Origin of the sequence: Litoribacillus peritrichatus (assembly GCF_039537985.1) — a bacterium.
GTDB lineage: Bacteria > Pseudomonadota > Gammaproteobacteria > Pseudomonadales > Litoribrevibacteraceae > Litoribacillus > Litoribacillus peritrichatus.
On sequence record NZ_BAABBN010000012.1, the window covers coordinates 431444 to 452946 of the forward strand.

The window sequence follows — 21503 nt, forward strand, 5'->3', positions numbered from 1 at the left end:
AATTTGATTATGAAAAAGAAGCCTTTAATTTGTTTCATCACCCTAGCCGTTCTGTTAATTCTTCAAGGCTGTTTTGGGGAGACAAAACTTGAGTCCTTACAAAAAGATGCAACCGCATTTTGTGAGGTTCATAACCTTAACTCTTGGCAAGAATTCTTTTCACAACAGCCTGCTGGAATCAATGAAGTAGATTCTGGCCTGTATGATGAACTGGACAGCAGGATTGAAAAAGTCATTAAAACCTCTGAATTTTCAGAAGTAATAACAGAACTCAATCAGGTTCAATGGCGAAAACAGCTGTATCCGACTGTGGCTGAAAAGATCAGCAAACTAATTAAAGAAGACTGGGAATGCAGTCATTATGAAGAATTTTACTCAATCAAAGCTGAGAAAGTATCCAATTTTAAACAAGCAGAAACGTTGAGTATTGAGATCTCAGGTGAAGGTTTGATTTCTATATCCCTAGCTACGCCACAACAAGTTGAGATGACGGAGCTCTACGATTCATTGAAACAAGTGCTCCGTGAACAAGTAATCTCCTCCGTCAATATTAACCCTCATAAAACTATTTCCGCAAAAACCATTGCAGAGCTCATGAAAACGGTAGGTAAACTCGGAATTAATAATGTGAATCTGAAAGCAGAGGATGAACAATTGGCTGAACTGCAGAACTTATTGAGCCAAGAGTAACAACCCAAAGGCCCAAATAAAACGGTATGGGCCTGGCACCTTCTCTATTCAAATAAACCTACGGTTTGGTAACTCTTTGATTTATTTTGCATCCTGACATGGTGGTCCTCTCTTCTTTCCATTGACCCCGGTTTCAAGCCCGTTTTGATCAGATCAACCAGTGATCTACAGAGAACAGGGGTCAGAATCTTAGGTTTTTAACTTAACCTATTCTTAAAGTCAGGATTAAGGCCCTATTTCATTCCCACCAAAAACGCCTGGTGACGAAGGCAAAATTAAAAACCTTTCCTCCAGGAACACCCCATAATCATCATTAATCCCCTTATCGATTCTTCCGGCCCAAGCAATATAAGGTTCGATGATATTCGAAGTATCGGATACATTGATCTGATGAAGCTCTTTATCGCCCCGATATACCCTTATAAAACCTTGAGAAAAACTTCCATCACCCGGAGCAGTTGAGATTGTTGGTGTAAAAGTATGATAAACAACCAACATATATTCCTTGTTAGGGCTGTAAAAAGTAGCGCCTTCGGTCGCAAATATATCTCGTAGAAATAGTTGCCAGCTCAGTAAAACCATCAAAATCGAACTACCAACAAAAACACCCTTTCTGGCGTTTGGTCTGTTTTTCAAAGATCGATTCAGTTTGGTTAGTAACGGTTCCATTGTTTTTTACTCAATGATCTAAGAACCACAAGCCAAAATAATTCTGACATCAGTGACATCTTTAAACCCTAACTGAATATCGGATGAAAGAATCAGCGATACCTTTCGTGACCTCTTCAAAGCAAACCTGTCCTTTCTTTGCACCTGTTTATCAAACATCACTGAATAACCAGTTATTGCTGATTTGCATCCGCAATATCCGGTGCTCTAATGACTTTTAAATCAAGATCAAGTAACCAAAGATTGTTATGCGTCCAAGTATTCAAAGACTCAATGTTCACACACTCATTTAGATCATTTTCAATACTGACTTCATCTGAAATTGAGTAAAAAGAAATGCAGGACAGAAACAATACAAATAAATATTTAAAGTTCACTAACATAAGTTTCATAAATGAGACTAAGTAAAGTCACACTCCAGTTTCCTTAAAGCAAATCTGCCTCGTTCTGACACCGGGTTCGATTCATCCGACGCAAATTTTTGAGCATATGTTTTAGACTCGTCCCCCATATTCCCAAGCTCTCGAATCAAAAATTCTGCTGAGACCCTTCTTACAATGGATGAACGATCTTCAGAGGATTGTTTCAATAGTTTCAAAAACAGAGGATTAACATCTATCTTGCGTTCAGAAACAACGGCTTTATATCGCCCCTCATTGTAACGAATGTCTGTCCACTCCCATTTTCTGCCTTCAATCCAAACTATTCGTCCTTCAAATAAGCAGCGAAAAGCTTTAGCCCTAAGAGAAGGCTGAATAGCTCGGGTTGAAATCTCTTCAATATAATTATCGAGAATTGAAGTTCGGCCAAGTTGAGAGAATAAAGAAGTCATAGGCCCAGCGGTTGCAGTAATTAACTTAGATTTTAGTGCCTCAGCAATTTCATTTCTGGATATAATGTGTAAAAGAACGTTTTTGTCCGCCTCTTCAATCCTTCCCCAAGAGTTCCAATTTGAAAGAGTAATACAAAGCGCTTCAACCACATGAGTGGGGTCTGTTGCTATAGCAATTTCCGGAAGTTTCTCCCTAGCAGCCTCTCGGACTTGGGGCACCCAGTCATTTAATCTACGAATCGCAATCAAAAAGAAGAAAGCGTTAGGCGCTGCACCAGATAACGCCCTTAAGGTTTTCTCGCGTTTATAGCCATCCCAACTGGTCAAGTCCAACCAAGTAAGTAGCTCCCGAGGCTTAGACCAAAGCTTCCACGTCGATTGACAAGAGTTATCAGTACATCGGGAAAATTCATTTCTGATCAACCGCTCCCAATAATCTAAATTAGACAAAGGTAACTGAGAAGTTGCTTCAACCAGAGACGACATATCAGCCACAATCTTACTTTCCGAATTAATCGAACAAGCAAAGTCTTTGACTGCTGATCTGACTTTATCTTCCATGATTTGAGTCTGTTGCACGTGTTATTTACCTCCTAAACTCGGAATCAACTTATATAAAGAGCAATCATATAAGACTAAATCTCGAATAAAAGCGCGAATTTAACTTCTAATTACAACCTTCTCGCATATCGCTGCCGATATTCCGCCAGCGTCAACCCTGTGGTTTGCTTGAACAACCGTCGGAATGAGCTGATGTCTTCATAACCCACGTTGTTCACCACTTGCTCTGGGGTGAGCTGTGTTTCTACCAGCAGCTTATGGGAGACTTCGATTCGGGTTTACTTAATAAAAACGAGCACTAATAGTGTAAAAACGCCCCCATGCAAAAAAAATATAAAGATTTCAGTTAAAAACAGAACAAATAAAACTTAAAATCACACTTCAGTGATGCTTGATGGAAATTGATTATTTCATGTTATTAGAAATTGGAATTGGCGATGCCTACGGGGCTGGCTTTGAATTCAGCCCGTATGAAAAAATTAAAGCTCATAATAGTCTTACTTCTTACCAATCCCACGAGCTTGGCATCCCTGCCGGTAACTATACCGACGATACACAAATGTCCCTAGCCATTTCAGAGCTACTGATTGATAAAACAGATTGGAATCGCCAAAATATTGCCAATAAATTTGTACAATGCTTTAAAAGAGATCCGAGAGAAGGATACTCAAAAGGCTTCTACTATTTCCTGAAATCAATCAAAGATGGGAGAGAATTTCTAGAAAAAATAAATCCTGAAAGCACTCGAAATGGCGCAGCCATGAGAGCCGCGCCTCTAGGCATTATAAAAGACATTGATGATCTACTTGCTATGTCTGAGATTCAAGCAAGCTTAACTCATAATACTGAAATAGGTATTAAATCTTCTCAAGCAGTCTCTCTGGCCGCCCATTTCTTCGTATACAACATTGGTTCAAAAAACGTCTTATTTGATTTCATAGGTGAATATACAAACTTTAAATGGAACAATAAGTGGGAAGGCGAAGTTGCATGCTGTGGTGAAGAAACAGTAAATGCACTACTGACAGTTCTAGACCAAAGCAACAGTTTAAAAGACGTATTGATAAATAGTGTTGCCTTTGGAGGCGATGTGGATACTGTTGCAGCCGTTGGTCTCGGAATAGCCAACTTAAGTAGTGAATTTGAGAAAGAATTACCTAACTTTCTCTTTAATGATCTCGAGAACAACACTTTTGGCAGAGAATATCTTAAAGAAGTTGGCTCTCAATTGTTGAGCTTAAAAGCCTAATCCCACCACTCTACGACCGCCGGAATGAGCAGATGTCCCCATAACCTATATAGTTCATCGCAGCTTTGTACCGGCGGATTGAGGGTCGTTTACAGATTATAAAATTCAGTAGCAACGCTAACTTTCAGTATAGCTTTCAACTCTTATTTCCTCATAACCAGTACCTTTATTTAAGATGTAATACCTATAATATAAAGGCAACCCACTTTTATCATAAATAAAAATTTTCAATTTTCTGTCTTGTACCGAATAGCCTGGTAAATTGTAATACCAAAGTCCATCCCTATATTCAGTAAAAACTTCAGCCTCTTCACCATGAAGATTAGTAAACTTACACAACCCTAATTTGAACTTACATTCCTCAAACCTAGAAGCGATACTATAGGACTCTACTCCGCCTTTCAATTTCCGATAAAACATCTTACCTTGACCCCAAATATAACCTTCGTAAACCTTATTTTCGGGTAAGTTTATGTAAACAAGATGGGTTTTATCCCCTTTTATATCCACAACTTTATATTTCGTTGCGCTCAATGTTTTTAATGATGGATCTTGAATTTTATACTCGTAACCAATTGGCCTATTAAAACTACCAATATCATCAACGTTTTCTGGATTTAATATAAGGCCTGCATGTTTATCAAGCACACCCTGTGCTACATCAGTAACAGCAATATCTGGTATTGTCAGGTCTTTTTCCCAGTGTTTATCACAACCGTCTAACTTTTTAGAATTCTTTAAAAGGATATCTACAAGTAAAGATTTACCATTACGATCACCTTTCACGACAAGCCTTTTTTCTTCTTCTGGTACAATTTCATTTAACACCTGAACAAAACAGCCACAATAACTTTCATTAGTTCCTTTTCTAAAACTGCAAGCCATTCTGCTTGCTGAATCAAATTGTCTTTGAACGTCAGAACTAGACTTCAAAAAAGTAGAGCTTGTTGAGAAATTGGTACAAGCTGATATCGTCAACACCATAAATAACGTAAATAAGCGTTGTAACTTCTTACTACCTAGTACATTGATAAACTTCAAGGCTCTATATTTCCTGTCTAAACTGTTTGTATGGAGACTTTCCCACCTGTAATCCAGAATGTACCAGTTAAATATGGGAAATCAAAACTCGGAATTCAGTAATCCAGCACACACTTAAAATCATAAAAGTTAGTCAAAGCCCCCTACAACCTCCTCGCATACCGCTGCCGATATTCCGCCAGCGTCAGCCCTGTGGTTTGTTTGAACAACCGCCTGAATGAGCTGATGTCTTCATAACCCACGTTGTTCACTACTTGCTCTGGAGTGAGTTGGGTTTCTGCCAGCAGCTTTTGGGAGACTTCGATTCGGGTTTGCTGCAGGTAGGCGTACGGCGTCATGTTCATTGCGGCTTTGAATCGGCGTATTAAGGTGCGCTTACTGATGTTAAATTTGGCGGCTACGTCTTCCAGTTCCTGATTTTGGTGGTAGTGGTCTTCAAAATAGCATTGTATTTTGGCCACCAGCGCGTCGGTGTGGTTTTGGGCCATACGCGACAGGCTGTAACTGAGCTGGCTTTCTCGCCGATAATCAATCACAAAGGCTTTGGAGGTTTGCAGCGCCCAATCGTAACCGAACTCCTTCTCGATCATATAAATGGCTAGGTCAAACCACGCCAAGCCCCCGCCTGCGCAAAACAGGTTGTCATCCACAGTGATCAGTTGGTCGGCCTTGAGTTGTACTTCAGGGTAGCGGGCTTCAAATAAGGTTTTATAGCCCCAATGGGTAGTGGCGCTTTTGGCATTTAACAATCCGGCTTCGGCCAGAAAGAAATTGCCAGTGCAGTTGCCTGCTATCACGCGGTTGTGTTGATGCCCCCACCGCAAGAATTCAAGCATCTCTGGGTTTTGAGCCAAGGTAACTTCAATGGGGCTGCCAATGGTGGGCACGAAGATGGCGAACAGGTTTTCTTTCAACTCGGCGGAGTTCATCACTTGCGCAAAGCTCATCTGAACACCGATTTCCAGATGATTAATGCACTTAATGGCAAGGCCGTCGGCACTGGCCAGCCACACCTTAAACCGGGGTTCGGGCGGTTCATCCATGATGCGTTGCCAGCTGACGCCCGTGAGCGACAAGATGTCCATGACTCCGGTTATTGGGGTGGCCAATGCCCCATGAAAGCCTGCGATGACGATGTGTTTCAAGGGGTGCCCTTCTTGTTTACGTTCTCAGCCATTGTTTAACCATTGTTCAGCCATTTCTCAATCATCACTCAACGACTGACACTTTTCACAACTATAAAGTCAATAATGACAATCCTATTTTTAATAAGCAAACCACATACTGAAAGAAACCATATGTTGAAAGAAATCATGCAATAAACATGAGAACCAAGATAAAAACAAAACCATTGGGATGGCCACATGTTAGTAAACCAGAAAGATCTTAACTTCTTGCTGTATCAGGTGTTTAACGCCAATGAGCTGACCGAATTACCCCACTATCAAGAGCACGATCAAACCACCTTTGATGAGGTGATCAAAACCGCCCACCGCATTGCGGAAGATTACTTCGCGCCCCACAACCGCAAAGCGGATGAGCGCGAGCCTCAGTTTAATGGCGAAACGGTCTCCACCATTCCGGAAGTCAAAGAAGCCTACAAGCATTACGCCGATGCGGGTTTGTTAAATGCCCGCCAAGAGTATCAAGACGGCGGTATGCAGTTACCCGCACTGGTTCACGCGGCTTACAGCGGTTTGTTTGCTTCGGCCAACCCAAGCACGGCGGGTTATACGTTTTTAACCAGCGCCGCCGCCAATGTGATTCATGCCTTTGGCAGCGAAGAGCAAAAATCCCGGTTCTTACCCGGCATGTGGGACGGTCGCTTTGCAGGCACCATGGCCTTAACCGAACCGGACGTAGGTTCCAGCCTCGGTGACTTAGCCACCAAAGCAACCAAACAAAGCGATGGCACCTATAAACTCAAAGGCCAGAAGATGTTTATCTCCGGCGGGGATCAAGACATCACAGAGAACATCGTCCACTTGGTGTTGGCCCGTGCCGAAGGTGCGCCTCAAGGCGTCAAAGGCATCAGTTTGTTCATTGCGCCTAAGTTCCTGATCAACGAAAACGGCGAACTGGGCGAAAGAAACGACGTTCAACTCGCAGGTTTATTACACAAGATGGGCTACCGTGGCACCACGTCCACGGTACTGAATTTTGGTGAGCAAGGTAAATGCACAGGCTATTTGATTGGCGAAGAAGGTAAAGGGCTTTCTTACATGTTCAAGATGATGAACGAAGCCCGAATCGGTGTGGGCCTCGGTGCCGCTATGATTGGCTATCGCGGTTATCTGGAATCGCTGGAATACGCCAAAAACCGCCCTCAAGGCCGCCACCCTTCGACGAAATCGAATGACAGCAAGCCCATCAACATCATTGAACACGCCGATGTGAAGCGTATGTTACTGGCGCAAAAATCGTATGTGGAAGGTTCATTGGCGTTATGCTTATTTGCCTCCCGTTTGGTGGATGAACAGGAAGCCGCCAACAATGAAGACAGCGCCCTATTGTTGGATTTACTGACCCCGGTTGTTAAGAGTTTCCCTTCCTCCTACGGTTTAAAGGCCAACGAGTTGGCGATTCAGGTATTGGGCGGCTCGGGCTACATTCGTGAATACCCGGTGGAACAATGCTACCGCGACAATCGCCTGAACCCGATTCACGAAGGCACCCACGGCATTCAATCTTTGGATTTATTAGGACGTAAACTGTGGATGAAAGGCGGTAAAGGGTTGCAACTGCTGTTAACCCGCGTGAATAAAACGTTAAAGAACTGCCAAACCCATGATGCCCTAAAACCTTTGGTGGACAGCTATCGTAACAAGTTGGATATATTCTCGAAAACCACCATGCAACTGGGCCAATCTTTGCAAGCAGGAAAGGTCGATGAAACCTTGGCCAACAGTGCCTTGTACCTCGATATGATGGGCAAAATGGTGGTCGCCTGGTTGTGGCTGGAAATGGCCAATAAAGCCCAGGAAGTATTCGAAGAAAGCGCATCCGAAGACGACAAAAACTTCCTCACAGGAAAGCTACAGGCGTGTAAATATTTCATTGAATGGGAGCTGGGCGAAGTTCATTCTCAATCTACACTGTTAACAGAACTCAACAGCACCTGTGCAGACATGGAAGAAGCGTGGTTCTAACCGCTTTGATTACAAAGCCATCGACCCTTTAAATACATCACGGAAGCATTGTTATGACCAACGAACATGAAAACGAACAAGCAAACCCTACGGAACCCAAAGTAAAGGTCGAGGTAAAAGGCCATGTATTGGTCATTACCTTCAACCGGCCACACAAGTACAACGCCTTAGACCCGGAGAGCTTCAAGCTGTTGGCCAAAGCCTTTTACCGTTTAGAGCACGAACACAATCTGCGAGTGGGCATTCTGCAGGCCGCTGGCGACAACTTTTCCAGCGGTTTAGAGCTGGACAAATGGGCGCCCATTTTTGCCAAAGGCATCGATTTTACCTTTGAAGACGACGAGCTCGACCCCTTCAGTGTCGAGGGGGCGGGGTTCACCAAACCCCTGATCTGTGCCGCCCAAGGGTTATGCTACACCTCCGGTTTGGAACTGCTGCTGAACACCGACATTCGGATCGCCACCGCCAATACCCGTTTTTCACAATTGGAAGTCAAACGCGGGATTTACGCTTGCCGGGGCGGCACCATTCGTTTACCTAAGGAAATCGGTTGGTCCAACGCGCAACGTTATTTACTGACGGGGGACGAGTTCACCGCCGAACAAGCATTGAACTGGGGCATGATTCAGGAGATCGTCCCGCAGGAATCACTCCACCTACGGGCCTTGGAACTGGCCGAGAAAGTCGCCAAAGCAGCTCCTCTCGGCGTTCAGGCATCGCTGCGTTCGTCCAAACTGGCGAGAAAACATTCTCAGGAACTGGCCTTTGCTCATGTGTCGGACGATATGGCAGAGCTGATGACAAGCAAAGATGCGAAAGAAGGCGTGATGTCGTTTCTTGAACGGCGAGAGGCCAAGTTTATTGGCGAGTAAACTAAGAGCAGCCTCAACCTCATAGTGATTTTCTGATAATTTCAATATAATCCGCGCAATAGCTAAAAAGCACCGACTCGCCTAGTTCCTGCATAATGGCGAGTACTTCACTCTTGGGATTATATTCATTGTTAATAACAAATCAGAACGGTCTGCTGTGCATCACTTCTAATGGTTGTGATCTTCTCAAAGATATGCCAGATATCGCACATATTCACTGGCGACCATTGGATCATGAACTTAATATGGACGCGATTCATTCAGTAGAACAGACACTGGGTATCGTTTTCCCGACTTATTACCTCGACTTTATCAGAGCTTGCGGTGGCTTTGATGCGGGTCGGGATTTTATTTACCCGAGTGCAATGGGGAATGAGTTCAGACGTGTCCTGATCGAATTTAACCATCAAGGACGCCTCTGGCAGCAACACCTGGAGACGTTACTTTCTCCGGATGAACCGGGTTTTATCTCAGACATTAGCGAGATGCAGTACTTTTTAGAAGGCGAAATGCCCAGCGATGACAAACTCATCAAACTGGTTCCAATCACGGTGGATAATGGCAATATGTTTATCTGCCTGGATTTCCGGGAAAGCGCAACAGAGCCATCAATCGCCTTTGTGAATGTTGCCGATGAATTAGCTGTTCATCCAATCGCAACTTCATTCATGGCACTATTAAAAATGCTTACCTTTGATAAAAATTGACGGGTGCTTTAACGAGCAGGCTGAAATAGCAGGTCACAAAGTATCAGACAGGCTATTGGGACTTTACTTTCTTAAAATCAATGAATTATAAAGAGGTATTGTTCATGTTGTATTTCATTTCAGACAACTATTGGGTTATTCATATTTAGGAGAAAGTATGGCATTCGATTATGGATCGATTGATTTAGGGCTTAGAAATCCGTTCAAAACAGAAGGATATGTCACTGCAATTCGTGGCCTGATTCAAACAGGCCTTGGAATTTTTTTACTCGTACTTGCTGCGAGCAAAGTAAAAGACGATGCAGGCAGCGGCTGGATTCTAATGATTTTTGGTGTCGCAGTGTTAGCCATCGGAGTAAAAGCCTTATCCACCGGCATCTTTGCCACATTAAGGTATTTTGTTGGCCGTAACCACCCCACATCGTTAGCGGTGAATTACAGCAAGTCTGAAAGCTCAACGGCTAATGAAGAAAAGCCTTATGTTGCCTATACCGCAAAAGAATTGGAAGAAATGCTGGTCGGCCGCAAAAACACCACCTTTGTTGAGCCTCAGGGCTTTCTGGCACGTTTGCTACACAGTCTATTGCCTAAATTACTGTTCATGCCCTACCCCATTCGTAATATGGCCCAGAAGTTATTCGGCGCCTGGATCAGCACTTTAGTCGCATTGTGCTCTTATGGCTTGGTGGCTTTTATCTCGTTGGCGGGATTCGCTGGCGAAGTGGGAGAGTTGATATTTCCTTTCTACTCAGCCGTATTAATGATTTATATGCTATTAACTTGGCGAACGGCCGGTCAGGCCATTTCACGCCAGGCTGAAAAGAAAATTCAGTCACTGGGTGGTGGCGCCTTAGTGAAAATCATTACGTTCTCATTATTGTTGCCTGTGGTGATCAGTGTTTCAGCGTCTTGGTTGATTAATACCCTTGGTCTGTCCCCTGAGCAAATCTCTCAATGGTTAGAAATCATTCCCAGCTTCTACGTTGGCGCTTATCTGATTTGTATTCTGGCTGTCGCAGCCGTTTGCAGCAGCATTTTGCTTTTCATGCTTAATAAACGTCTGAATGCCATCTCAAACAAATCAGAAGTTTCTGAGTTAAGAGAAAACTGGCAGGAGTCTGTGCATCCCAATGAAATTTTCATCAACTTGGATAACCTGGTAATGGCCAACCGCCGTTATAAGGAAGTACCGAACCGAGTGTATCGTGAACTTGACCCCAAACTGAACGAACAAGTCGACAGTAAGGGCGGATTTCACGGTGAAATGATTCAGGAAATTCAGCCTAAAGTTCGACCATTGGACCTCGGGGCCACTTTCGGTAAATCACGATTATTGGCGTTAGTATCCGGCAACATTTTTTATGTCATTGCTTCCCTGTTATCGGTATCTTTGGCCTTCTCGTTGATTAATGTCTATCACCAAGGTACGGGTCTGCCTGACGCGCTGGAACACCTTTCCAAAGAACAAATTCATGCTCTATTGGATGTTTTAGTGGTTTCCCTGCACCTGTTTGTGATCGGTGTATTGGTGAAATCCTTCGCCGGGTTATTGGCTAATACCGCGCATTTATTTTTTGCAGAAATGCAGTTCGAATCGCTGTTGATCTACTTCAAGTGTGAAGGCACTTTCACTGAGTCGAAAATTTCAACCGGTACAGGTATCCATGACAGTACACGCTCTGAAAATATTCTGGTACGAAGCAGCATCACCCCTTGGGTCATTGTTTCCCGTATTGTTTCCACCACATTTGCATCAACAGGCATGAGAAACCTGGAATTCCCTCGATACATCCTGGAAATGCACAAAGACGAGCAAGAACTTTCAGAAATCAAACAGGATGTGATTGGCTTCCTGAAAGACCGCGAGTCCATTGCTGCAATTACCAGTGAACGAGACTTGGGGAACGCCTCTCAAATCCATCAGCTGAACCAACAAACACGAGCGATTCCTACAGACCAGAGAATTGCTCATGATGAAGAAGCAGCAGGCTTCTTAGAAAAACAAGCTGAAATGCAAACCGAAGACTCGGACCCCAAAGACAAGCAGTAAACCTTGTGATTACACTGAAGGCAATCAGGGGGAGTGTAACCCGCTGCCTTCAGTGCATCCCCTTGAAAGATGACTTCTTTGCGTCTGTGTCACAAATTTTGTTTACCCACCCAATGATTTGCCGTACATCATCCAACGCCCGGTGTTTCACCGTACTGGCTTCGAACAGGTTTTTATACTGAAGCTCACCACCTTCAGGCAGAGTGCCTTGTATGGAACTCAGTTCAAAACTGGTGGTCATTCCAATCACTTGGAATAAGGTTGTAATCCAGCTCTGATCAAAGTTAACTGCATCGGAATACACGGTTTTACCGGTTAGTTCCCGATTCAAACGCGCACACGCATCTTGTGGAAGTATGCCTTCATCAGCCAATAATCGGCGGGTAATGCCATGAATTTTTTGCTCGGCGTACATATCCCAATGCACCCAGGAAGGGTGAGGAACAATTAAAAAACTATCAAAATTGGCTTCGTTTTCGGAATCTTGCCAGGCAATTTCTATGGGGTAACTTTGAGGGTCCAGACCACTTGCTTCTACATCAATCACTATCATTGGCCACCTCTCTCCTGCATGCAACTTCCTTTAACTATAGCAATAAAGCCATAGAGTCAGCCGTGACTGTCGGCAATGACTTACCCAACGCAGTTACTTTCACTCAGTTTCATCACATTGCGATTTAAAAATAGGGTCTATTGAAGAGTTTTTATGGCATTTACGACTTCAGTTATGGTCATAAAGAAGAGTTTAAGCGTATCATTCACGTACAGTCGCTGCTTTATCAGGCCATGGAAATGGATGGATTGAATCTCCAGCAAGCATCGCCTTTATGAATCAGGATTTATCAAATAAGGACATTACGATGACGGATCGAATCATTACGGTCATGGGACATAAAGTCCCGGACTGTGACAGCACCTGTACAGCCATCGCCATTGCTCATTTATTAAATGAACAAGGTAAACAAGCAGAAGCGTTTATTCTGGGCGAACCCAACCCCGAAGCCGTGTATTTATTAGAGCAAGCTAATATCCCTATGCCGGAAACCAAGCTATCGGTGGCCGGAGAAGATGTTTATATTGTGGATTATTCCGATATGGCGCTCGCCCCGGACGACATCAGACAAGCCAATATTATCGGCATCATCGACCATCATAAGTTAGGTGATCTCACCACCAATCAGCCTTTAGAATGCTGGATTTGGCCCGTGGGTTGCTCAGCGACCATTCTGGCCCATGTATATGATTTTCACCAAGTGATGATCCCTCCCAAAATGGCCTACTTGATGCTGGGCGCCATCATTTCTGACACCGTAAATTTCAGAAGCCCGACAACGACCGACCGAGACATTAACACCGCCGAACGTTTGGCAGAAATATCAGGCGTGGAATCCATCAATGACTTGGCGCAAGCTCAGTTCGCTGCCAAATCCGATGTATCCCAAGTTCCCGACAGCAAGTTAATTTTACGGGATCAGAAAGTCTTTGAAATGGAAACAGTGCGCTTCAGCATCTCCCAGATTGAAGTCACGAACGTAAACGCAGTATTGGCTCGAAAAGCCGAACTACTGGATGCCCTTCGCCACTATCATCAGGATCAAAGCTACGACCAATGTTTGGTACTGATCAGCGATATTAACGAAATGAACAGCACGGTACTTTCCGTCGGTTCACTTGGCGATGAAGTTTGCAGTGCTTTATTAGGCGAACGCCTGGATGATCAGTCTTTCTATTTGCCCGGCGTCGTTAGCCGCAAAAAACAAATCATTCCCAAACTGCAAAACCGCTTTAGTTAATAAACATACGTGATAAACACAAAAAAATCCCGCACTCCAAGAAGTACGGGATTATTCTTTACGCTTTTTGAAAACGTTTTAACCTAACCAGCTTAAAGACTCATGCCTCTGAATCGGCTAGCATGGTTCTTATAGAGCGTTTTCGGGTTGGTCTCGAACAAATTGTGCAAGCCAAACATCATGTTCGTCGCATCCAGATGATTCATTCGATAATCATCACGAATGTTCTGACCCCAGTGCTGAGAACACTTCGCTACAACACCATCGGTTTTTTCGCCATTGTAATAACCCAGTTGATCAAACAGCGCCAACAATGGATCACTGACATCCAATAAATTGGTGAAAGTCCCAGTACTGCCCCAAGAGTAATAATGAACGCCGTTCACATAACTTGGGCCTTGGCCACAATAGGAAGTCGGCTCACCATCCGGGAACTGCTCGGTAAACGCTAACGCACCTTCGGTGGACATAAACTTAATGGATTCCAGCGCATCGTTGCTGTACTCCGGGTTACCCGCCAAAGCATCAATGACATTACCCATTAAGTTTAACAGCCCTTCTGCCGGGCCTTGCAATGGCGTACCGACAATTTCTTCTATGCCCCAGTCAGCAAAACCAGAACCAAAGTTAATGCCGTTAATAGAAGTAACCGAAGCCACGATATCCGGGTTCACCCCTGCCACATAACGTGAGGTTGGAGACCCCAAACTGTGGCCAACCAAATGCACTTGTGTTGCCCCTGTCTCTGGAATTACGGTATTTTCAATGTAATCCAGAAGTTGTTCACCCCGGCTATAGGCATCGTCCCAGGCCGTTAAATTCGGAGTATAAACCACAGCATTACCACTTCGTAATGCTGACGGAATGCCCTGAAAATACTCCACTACACCCAGCATCTTATCAAACCCAGACACCCCATGAACCAATACAATCGGATATTTAGTATTATACCGGTTTGCATAATTCTTCGAGTCAACCTGGGCTTTTTCGATTAAATACTGTGTGTAATTAATGCCATACTTAGTATTGCACCATGCCTGATACCATCGACAATTATTGGATGGCTTGGACGGTGAAGATTGATAAGGCACATAGTCTGAATGCGCCTCAGCTTGAACGGTTGTACTGGCAGACAGAGTTGTCAAAGCGAACGCCAACGACCCTGCAGCAGCGAGCAGTGATTTTTTGATAGTCATGATTTTTCCTATTATTTTTATAATCTTCGAACTTATCACCATTAAACATAGTAAGAACCACCACTGAAATACTTGTACGTTTTGATGATCTTCAACCTTCGTTCAATGAAATGAGAACCCAATCACCAAACGGATGGATAATCATTCGGTTCCCGGCCATTTCGACTTAAAGTAAGCTCTGAAACAGGCCAATCACGTCCCTGTAAAGTTACAACCCCAAAATACGACAAATAAAAATAACAACAAACGAGTTAAACACATGAACCATTTTCGACCGCTCCTCATCGCAAGCATTGTAGGTCTTGGCGGCATTGTCTCTGCGTATCAATGGCTGATTCACAACCCAAGCCACACCGCTGTCTCCACCGTTTTTACTGCAGACCAAAGCTCAGGCTCCGTCCTCAACGACCCCCTTTCAACGCCTGAAAAGCCCTCAACATCCAACATTGAAAAACCGAGATTCATCGCGCCGAACATCACTTTCGATACTTACCAATCCTCTTTCGGTCCTTTGCCGAAATCGTTGCAGGGTACGCAGATACCTGCCGCTTTTGAGGTGGACGAAAATGGTCACCTGATCGTCACTGCCTCTGTCAAATCTGTCATCGAATACTTTTTATCCACCATTGGTGAAGAGCCTTTAGAAACCATCCTGGCCCGCATCGAAGAATTCTTTCATCAACAACTCGATGAACCCGCCAGCCATCAAGCCGTTGCGGTTTTAAACCAATTCATTGATTACAAAAAAACATTAGCTGAAATGGAAAAAAACCTGGCCGAAGACGTTAGTCTTTCAGGAAAAAGTAGCGATTACTTAACCATGTTCCAATACCGCCGCGAAGCCAGAATGAATAACCTCAGCCCGGAAGTTTACGATGCGTTTTTTGCAGACGAAGACAAAGAAGACAGTTACACCGCCAGCCTTATCGAAATTCAAAAGAACAATGCGCTGACGCAGGAAGAGAAAAATGCCCAAGCCATAGCCATGGAGCAACTTCTTCCTCCTCAAGAACAGCAGGCAAGACAAGCAGAACGAACACGAGAGAATCTAAACCAAACCATTCAAACGGCTCGACAATCCGGGGCCAGTGAACAAGAAATTTTTCAAATGCGATCAGAAATTTACGGTTACGAAGCCGCTGAACGCTTTGCGGCTGCTGATGCTAAAAAAGCCGAGTGGAACACCCGATTTGAGGATTATCGCAATCAAAGATCGAACATTATAAGTAACGAGGGCCTATCTGAAGAGGATAAGGCCCGAGAGATTCAAGCGATTCAAAGCGGCTTATTCAACCCAAGAGAGCAGAGACGTTTAATCACGCTTGACCGGATGGCTGATCGCCACAGAATTAATACAACAAATACAACAAATACAGAGCTTTAAATTAATTCTTAAGATAAACCTATGCCTCGCAGGCTGTGATCTACCACAAACTCCAACTCAACCAGTGTTTTTTTTGCCCGTGCCATGCCTGCCGTACCACTTACAGTGGTGGCCAGGCAAAGAGCGTTAAGCTCGGCATTTTCATGCAACCCCAACTGCTTTGCTTCTGGATCATCATTAAAAACACCCATTAATAATGTTTGTAAATACTTACCTGCGCCTTCCAGAAGCAGCCTTGCTGAATCCGGTAAATCACCGCTGGCAACTTCTGATTGGCACATCACCACATAACAACCTTTTGGATCATCCCCTTCACATTGATCAGCAACAATCGACATCAGATAGTTCTTTAGGCGCTGCTTAAACGACAAGCCTGCCTCAAACAGCTGCGGAAGGTGAGATTTTGCCTTGTTCTCCAGATAAAACTCGGTGGCTTTTAAAAACAGCTCTTCTTTGTTGCCAAAGGCGCTGTACATGCTTGGCTTATTGATTCCCATGCTTTGAGTGAGATCCGACAAAGAAGCACCCACATACCCTTTTCTCCAAAAGACCTCCATTGCTGCCTGTAACGCAGCATCCTCATCAAATGCACGCTTTCGACCACCAGCCATAAACAACCTCAAAAAAACTTAAAGATAAAACGTTGACTTATTGTACCGATCGGTATAATTTATTTCAAACCTTACCGATCGGTACAAAATATAAATTCTTCATTTAAGACAAAAGGAAAATAAAAGATGGCTATTTCAATTGAAAATAAAATTGCATTAGTGACTGGAGCAAATCGTGGCATTGGTAAATCCATCGTTGAATCTTTCATTAAACATGGCGCAAAAAAAGTTTATTTGGCGGTTCGTGATACATCTTCTACATCAGCACTTGAAGCAGCGTATGGCGACAAAGTAGTTACTGTTCAGACAGACGTTTCAGACGCAAGCTCCGTTAAAAAACTCGCTGAAGTGGCAACCGATGTAGAAATTTTGGTCAACAATGCCGGCGTATTGGTGCCTTCCACTCCTTTAAGTGAAAATGCTGAAGCAGCATTGGCAAAAGAATTGGATGTAAACGTGTTTGGTTTATTACGAATCACCAACGCCTTTGCCGACACCCTTGAAAAAAACCAAGGGGCACTGGTCCAGCTCAACTCCGTCGCCTCCATTAAAAACTTCTCGGAATTATCCACTTACTCAGCCTCCAAAGCAGCGGCGTACTCTTTAACTCAGGGTTTGAGAGAAACATTAGGTAAAAAAGGCGTGAGTATTTTAAGCGTTCACCCTGGCCCTATCGCCACAGACATGGCAGCTCAGGCAGGGTTTCACGAAGGTGAGTCAGCCTCCAGTGTTTCTGAAGGGATTGTTCAAGCCCTAGCGGCAGGTGAATTCCACCTATTTCCGGATTTGATGGCAAAACAATTTGAAGCGGCGTATCAAAGCTTTTCAGATAACATTGTGACTGCGGATTTGTCAGAATAATCACAAACAATGAAACAGTAAGCACAAAAAAACCGCAATAATTTCTTATCGCGGTTTTTAGAATTCATGGCGGTGAGGGAGGGATTACTTCGCCCTTTCAGGGCCGTCGTCGTAAACTCCTACGTTGTCTCGCTACGCTCGGCTCAAACCACGAGGCTTCTCAACCATCCCTCATGCAAAGTTTTCGGACAATAAAAAGCCCCGGCACATGCCGAGGCTTTTATATAATTCATGGCGGTGAGGGAGGGATTCGAACCCTCGATACGTTGCCGTATACACGCTTTCCAGGCGTGCTCCTTCAGCCACTCGGACACCTCACCAAATTGGACATTTTTTCTCAGGCATGAATCATAGATACAATATACCTGAACGACTGTCCTGCCGTTTGAGGTGCGCTAAGTTAACGAACTATCGAAATAAAATCAATAGTCTATTTAAATAATTATTCCCATTTGGTTAAGAAGTCATCAATTTCCAGTAATTTGGGCGTTTTCGGCGTGCAATCAGGCGTCCCAATATACATATACCCTACAATTTCTTCACCTTCCGCCAAACCCAAGCCCATTTTCACCATGGGGTGATAAGCCATCCCGCCGGTTCGCCACATACAGCCATACCCTTTGCCGTAGAGAGATACCGACAAGCCAAACGCAGCACACGCTGCTGCCATTAACTGTTCTTCTTTTGGCACCTTAGGATGTGCTTCCACTTTGGCAATAACCACCACAATCATCGGCGCCCGATGTGGCATAGAAAGCAATTTGTTTTTTCTTATTTCAGAAACTTCTTCGCCGTTATTTTTGACGGCATCAAAGTTTTCTGCGTCAAGGTACAACTGCCCTAGCCTGTCTAACCCATTGCCAGTAATCTGCATAAAACGCCAGGGCTTTAACCGGCCATGATCCGGCGCACGAACAGCGGCCTGGTAACAATCTTCCATCGTACGTTGATCAGGTGCTGGCGCCTGTAATTTTGGCATTGAAACCCGATTTCTTAACAATTCACTTACATCCATTAACAACTCACTCAATACACTGTTAAGGCCTGTTAAACAGTATTACCAAAGGCCACATTTTATTACGTCAAATCATTGAACCTGAGTTACCATAAAGGTATATTCATTTGGTTGTGAATATGAAGCACGTCTCAGTTTCTGTGCCTGAAATTCATGACCCGCCTACACATTATAACGATAAAAGGTCAGAACGTGACGTCGAGTCAAGAGTTTAAAAGCTTTGCTGAGTTTTACCCGTTTTATTTGGGTGAACACCAGAACAAAACTTGCCGTCGCTTACATGTTATTGGCAGTCTTTCGGTTCTTGGGTTGATCTTTTTCACTTTGATCACGAAAGCGTTTATTTGGTTGTTCGCATTGCCCGTTATCGGATACGGTTTTGCCTGGGTTGGCCACTTCTTTTTTGAAAAAAACAGGCCAGCAACCTTTCAGTATCCCGTCTATAGTTTTATAGGGGACTGGGTAATGTTAAAGGATGTTTTGACTGGAAAAATTAAATTTTAGTAACTCGATAGCTTAGTAGATAGTTTTTAATATGCCCATGCAACACGGTGAAGATGTAATGCATTCCACAGATAATAATAACAATTCCGGGCTAGACCACATTTCAAAAGTAGACAACATTTTTTCCAATGCCGATTATTACATCCGGGTGATAGCTTATCTGGCGGGCGCATTTGCAATTACTGTCGGCTTATTCAATGGTCATTATGAGCAGTCCGCCTGGTTAATGGTCACTTTCACTCTGGTCTACCCTCACCTTCTACACGCCGCATTGCAAGCAACCAGTATAAAGAAAACATCTACCATCAGAGGCCTCGCTCTGCACATTGACTGCGTATTTGGTGGCTTCTGGTTATTCTGGATGCAGTTCTCTCTGGCGCCATCCATCTTGTTATTAACCATGTTGTGTTTTGCCCTGATTGTCGCTGGTGGCATAAAGCTACTGATCACAGGCACCATCACAATGACCACGGTGACAGTGGCTTTATGCATGACCTTTGGCGTAGAAATGGGTGAAAGTTCGCCCGTTATTGTCAGTATTGCTTACAGTATTGGCACTTTAGTATTTTTGTCGGTCGCAGCTTATTACATCCACATGCAAGCCAACCTGCTTTACAACGCCAAAAAAGAAATTGAAAATCAGCAAGAACAAGCCAATGAACTGTCACACAAAATGTCTAAGTATTTGGCACCGCAAGTCTGGCAAACCATATTCTCAGGCAAAAAAGACGTTACCCTGGAAACACAGCGGAAAAAACTGGTTGTATTCTTTTCAGATATTAAAGGCTTCACCCAACTTTCTGAAGAACTTGAGCCTGAAGTATTAACAGAATTGCTGAATCATTATTTAACCGACATGTGCGACATTGCATTGAAGCACGGAGGCACCATTGATAAATTCATTGGTGACAGCCTTATGATTTTCTTTGGTGATCCAACCACCGAAGGCACCAAGATGGATGCTCAAAAGTGCGTTGCCATGGCCATTGCAATGAGAAAACACATGAAGGTTTTGCAGCAAAAATGGCGAAGCCAAGGCATAAAAAGCCCGTTGCAAATCCGGATGGGGATCAACACAGGTTATTGTACCGTTGGTAACTTTGGTGCAGAACAACGGATGGACTACACCATCGTTGGTAAAGAAGTTAACCTCGCCAGTCGATTGGAAAGCATGGCGGAGGCAGGGGAGATTCTTTTGTCTTACGAGACGTTCTCGCTGATCAAAGACACGGTTATGTGCCGGGACAAAGGCGAGATTCGAGTCAAAGGTTTCAGTCGGCCATTGCCAATTTATCAGGTAGTTGGCTTCCGTAAAGAATTAGGGTCAGAAAGTAGTTACATGGAACATCAGGTCGATGGTTTCTCCATGTACATTGATGAAGATAAGATACAAACGACCGATAAAAAACGAGTTCTGGCAGCGCTGGTATCAGCCACTGCCCGAATCAAAGAACAAGTCGAGATGGATCAGAATCAGCCATTAATGGAGCTTATTGACGATAAAGCCGATACGTCTCCGGTAAACGTCCATCCATTGAACGGTAAGGGTTAATATCTAAGCCACCACGACGTAAATAACGCGCATAAACCACCAAATCCGTGGCTTTAGTGATTGCTTTTATATCCATAAACGCCTGCTCCACACATTGCTCATGAAATCCTGTGTGCTGACGATACGAAATGACATATTTCAGAAACGCCTCTCGATCCAACTTAGCGCCTGTGTACTCAACGACGAGTGTTCCCCAATCAGGCTGACCAGTCACCGGACAGTTAGAACGCAACAAGTGACTGTAAAGCGTTTCAGTGACCTGCTGACCCGAAACCTTCAGTAGAGAAGCGTCCGGCTCGTATATATCCACCTCAATATCCAAGTTATCAACACATTCACCAACCACAGGCGAACAACTCAATGCTCCGCTGTCCACATCATGCAATGTCACTTTAACTGAACCACCAGAGGCTGCCGATAAATCCTTTTCCATTAAGGTAATGACATCATCATCGGAACCGAATTGCGACTGATTGAATGAGTTTAAATAAAGTTTAAACGACTTTGACTCGACCAAATTTGGCGAGTCTGCCGGAATTTCAAACTCAGCCACCTTCACGACCGGTTTTCCTTTCCCATTTAACCAGGACACTTCATAGCCCGTCCAAACATCTACCCCTTGGAAAGGCAAATTATTGGAGTCCACCGGAATTCGTGCCCGCCCTTCATTCCTGGTTATCGGAAACAACAACTCAGGGTTGTACTGGAACTGATACTCAACTTCTTTACCCAATAAAGAGTCGACTTCTTTACTGCTCATTTGTTAC

22 protein-coding genes, 1 tRNA gene and 1 other RNA gene are annotated in these 21503 nt (G+C 44.0%); 12 read left to right on the top strand and 12 right to left on the bottom strand.

Going from position 1 to position 21503, the window contains the following annotated elements; genetic code table 11:
* Nucleotides 1-9: 9 nt before the first annotated feature.
* Nucleotides 10-690, top strand: coding sequence for an ExbD/TolR family protein (locus ABD744_RS18480; RefSeq protein ID WP_344800059.1), 681 nt, complete (start codon nucleotides 10-12; stop codon nucleotides 688-690).
* 225 nt (nucleotides 691-915) lie between these two features.
* Here the strand turns inward: ABD744_RS18480 and ABD744_RS18485 are convergent, their stop codons facing one another.
* The 3 genes from ABD744_RS18485 to ABD744_RS23195 form a co-directional block, all read right to left on the bottom strand.
* Nucleotides 916-1359, bottom strand: coding sequence for a hypothetical protein (locus ABD744_RS18485; protein ID WP_344800060.1), 444 nt, complete (start codon nucleotides 1357-1359; stop codon nucleotides 916-918).
* A gap of 400 nt (nucleotides 1360-1759) precedes the next feature.
* Nucleotides 1760-2770, bottom strand: a complete 1011-nt coding sequence (locus tag ABD744_RS18490) for a hypothetical protein (protein WP_344800061.1) — start codon at nucleotides 2768-2770, stop codon at nucleotides 1760-1762.
* A 92-nt stretch (nucleotides 2771-2862) separates the two neighbouring features.
* Nucleotides 2863-3024: a helix-turn-helix domain-containing protein gene (locus tag ABD744_RS23195; protein ID WP_425562196.1), complete on the bottom strand. Its 162-nt coding sequence runs from the start codon at nucleotides 3022-3024 to the stop codon at nucleotides 2863-2865.
* 122 nt (nucleotides 3025-3146) lie between these two features.
* Between ABD744_RS23195 and ABD744_RS18495 the strand changes: the two genes are divergently transcribed.
* Nucleotides 3147-4001 (top strand): ADP-ribosylglycohydrolase family protein, encoded by an 855-nt coding sequence (locus ABD744_RS18495; RefSeq protein WP_344800062.1) that lies wholly within the window; start codon nucleotides 3147-3149, stop codon nucleotides 3999-4001.
* Nucleotides 4002-4118: 117 nt separating this feature from the next.
* Here ABD744_RS18495 and ABD744_RS18500 read toward each other — a convergent pair whose 3' ends face one another.
* Both ABD744_RS18500 and ABD744_RS18505 read right to left on the bottom strand, forming a co-directional pair.
* Nucleotides 4119-5042: a hypothetical protein gene (locus ABD744_RS18500; protein WP_344800063.1), complete on the bottom strand. Its 924-nt coding sequence runs from the start codon at nucleotides 5040-5042 to the stop codon at nucleotides 4119-4121.
* Between the two features lie 143 nt (nucleotides 5043-5185).
* A complete protein-coding gene (locus tag ABD744_RS18505; RefSeq protein WP_344800064.1) occupies nucleotides 5186-6187 on the bottom strand; it encodes a GlxA family transcriptional regulator in 1002 nt (333 codons plus the stop codon).
* A 219-nt stretch (nucleotides 6188-6406) separates the two neighbouring features.
* Between ABD744_RS18505 and ABD744_RS18510 the strand changes: the two genes are divergently transcribed.
* The 4 genes from ABD744_RS18510 to ABD744_RS18525 all read left to right on the top strand — a co-directional run bounded on the left by ABD744_RS18510 (nucleotide 6407) and on the right by ABD744_RS18525 (nucleotide 11820).
* Entirely contained in the window at nucleotides 6407-8191 is a 1785-nt protein-coding gene (locus tag ABD744_RS18510; protein WP_344800065.1) for an acyl-CoA dehydrogenase, read from the top strand.
* A 53-nt stretch (nucleotides 8192-8244) separates the two neighbouring features.
* On the top strand, nucleotides 8245-9063 hold the full coding sequence (locus tag ABD744_RS18515; RefSeq protein WP_344800066.1) for a crotonase/enoyl-CoA hydratase family protein: 819 nt from the start codon (nucleotides 8245-8247) through the stop codon (nucleotides 9061-9063).
* Nucleotides 9064-9191: 128 nt separating this feature from the next.
* The gene (locus ABD744_RS18520; RefSeq protein ID WP_344800067.1) at nucleotides 9192-9770 is read left to right on the top strand and encodes an SMI1/KNR4 family protein; all 579 of its coding nucleotides are present in this window, start codon (nucleotides 9192-9194) and stop codon (nucleotides 9768-9770) included.
* A gap of 157 nt (nucleotides 9771-9927) precedes the next feature.
* Nucleotides 9928-11820, top strand: coding sequence for a hypothetical protein (locus ABD744_RS18525; protein ID WP_344800068.1), 1893 nt, complete (start codon nucleotides 9928-9930; stop codon nucleotides 11818-11820).
* Nucleotides 11821-11869: 49 nt separating this feature from the next.
* On the opposite strand, the gene ABD744_RS18530 is transcribed toward ABD744_RS18525, so the two are convergent.
* Nucleotides 11870-12373 carry a 3'-5' exonuclease gene (locus ABD744_RS18530; RefSeq protein WP_344800069.1) on the bottom strand — a complete coding sequence of 168 codons (504 nt, stop codon included), beginning with the start codon at nucleotides 12371-12373 and terminating at the stop codon, nucleotides 11870-11872.
* A gap of 140 nt (nucleotides 12374-12513) precedes the next feature.
* On the opposite strand from ABD744_RS18530, the gene ABD744_RS18535 reads away from it, so the two are divergent.
* Together ABD744_RS18535 and ABD744_RS18540 are read left to right on the top strand one after the other, a co-directional pair.
* Nucleotides 12514-12651 carry a hypothetical protein gene (locus ABD744_RS18535; RefSeq protein ID WP_344800070.1) on the top strand — a complete coding sequence of 46 codons (138 nt, stop codon included), beginning with the start codon at nucleotides 12514-12516 and terminating at the stop codon, nucleotides 12649-12651.
* 29 nt (nucleotides 12652-12680) lie between these two features.
* Entirely contained in the window at nucleotides 12681-13613 is a 933-nt protein-coding gene (locus ABD744_RS18540) for a manganese-dependent inorganic pyrophosphatase (protein ID WP_344800071.1), read from the top strand.
* 92 nt (nucleotides 13614-13705) lie between these two features.
* Here ABD744_RS18540 and ABD744_RS18545 read toward each other — a convergent pair whose 3' ends face one another.
* Nucleotides 13706-14809 (bottom strand): esterase/lipase family protein, encoded by a 1104-nt coding sequence (locus tag ABD744_RS18545; protein WP_344800072.1) that lies wholly within the window; start codon nucleotides 14807-14809, stop codon nucleotides 13706-13708.
* A gap of 259 nt (nucleotides 14810-15068) precedes the next feature.
* On the opposite strand from ABD744_RS18545, the gene ABD744_RS18550 reads away from it, so the two are divergent.
* Nucleotides 15069-16193, top strand: coding sequence for a lipase secretion chaperone (locus ABD744_RS18550; protein WP_344800073.1), 1125 nt, complete (start codon nucleotides 15069-15071; stop codon nucleotides 16191-16193).
* 8 nt (nucleotides 16194-16201) lie between these two features.
* On the opposite strand, the gene ABD744_RS18555 is transcribed toward ABD744_RS18550, so the two are convergent.
* A complete protein-coding gene (locus ABD744_RS18555; RefSeq protein ID WP_344800074.1) occupies nucleotides 16202-16804 on the bottom strand; it encodes a TetR/AcrR family transcriptional regulator in 603 nt (200 codons plus the stop codon).
* Between the two features lie 126 nt (nucleotides 16805-16930).
* Here ABD744_RS18555 and ABD744_RS18560 point away from each other — a divergent pair, with 126 nt between their 5' ends.
* Nucleotides 16931-17665 (top strand): SDR family oxidoreductase, encoded by a 735-nt coding sequence (locus ABD744_RS18560; RefSeq protein ID WP_344800075.1) that lies wholly within the window; start codon nucleotides 16931-16933, stop codon nucleotides 17663-17665.
* A gap of 67 nt (nucleotides 17666-17732) precedes the next feature.
* Here ABD744_RS18560 and ABD744_RS18565 read toward each other — a convergent pair.
* The 3 genes from ABD744_RS18565 to ABD744_RS18575 form a co-directional block, all read right to left on the bottom strand.
* A non-coding RNA gene (locus ABD744_RS18565) (RtT sRNA) lies at nucleotides 17733-17850 on the bottom strand.
* 47 nt (nucleotides 17851-17897) lie between these two features.
* A tRNA-Ser gene (locus tag ABD744_RS18570) sits at nucleotides 17898-17985 on the bottom strand.
* A gap of 122 nt (nucleotides 17986-18107) precedes the next feature.
* Nucleotides 18108-18680 (bottom strand): nitroreductase family protein, encoded by a 573-nt coding sequence (locus ABD744_RS18575; RefSeq protein WP_344800076.1) that lies wholly within the window; start codon nucleotides 18678-18680, stop codon nucleotides 18108-18110.
* 153 nt (nucleotides 18681-18833) lie between these two features.
* Between ABD744_RS18575 and ABD744_RS18580 the strand changes: the two genes are divergently transcribed.
* Nucleotides 18834-19184, top strand: coding sequence for an Mpo1-like protein (locus ABD744_RS18580; protein ID WP_344800077.1), 351 nt, complete (start codon nucleotides 18834-18836; stop codon nucleotides 19182-19184).
* A 58-nt stretch (nucleotides 19185-19242) separates the two neighbouring features.
* On the top strand, nucleotides 19243-20736 hold the full coding sequence (locus ABD744_RS18585; RefSeq protein WP_344800078.1) for an adenylate/guanylate cyclase domain-containing protein: 1494 nt from the start codon (nucleotides 19243-19245) through the stop codon (nucleotides 20734-20736).
* Here the strand turns inward: ABD744_RS18585 and queF are convergent.
* Nucleotides 20675-21496 carry an NADPH-dependent 7-cyano-7-deazaguanine reductase QueF gene (gene queF / locus ABD744_RS18590; RefSeq protein ID WP_344800079.1) on the bottom strand — a complete coding sequence of 274 codons (822 nt, stop codon included), beginning with the start codon at nucleotides 21494-21496 and terminating at the stop codon, nucleotides 20675-20677. The two genes, ABD744_RS18585 and queF, sit on opposite strands and share 62 nt — an antisense overlap.
* Nucleotides 21497-21503 lie beyond the last annotated feature (7 nt).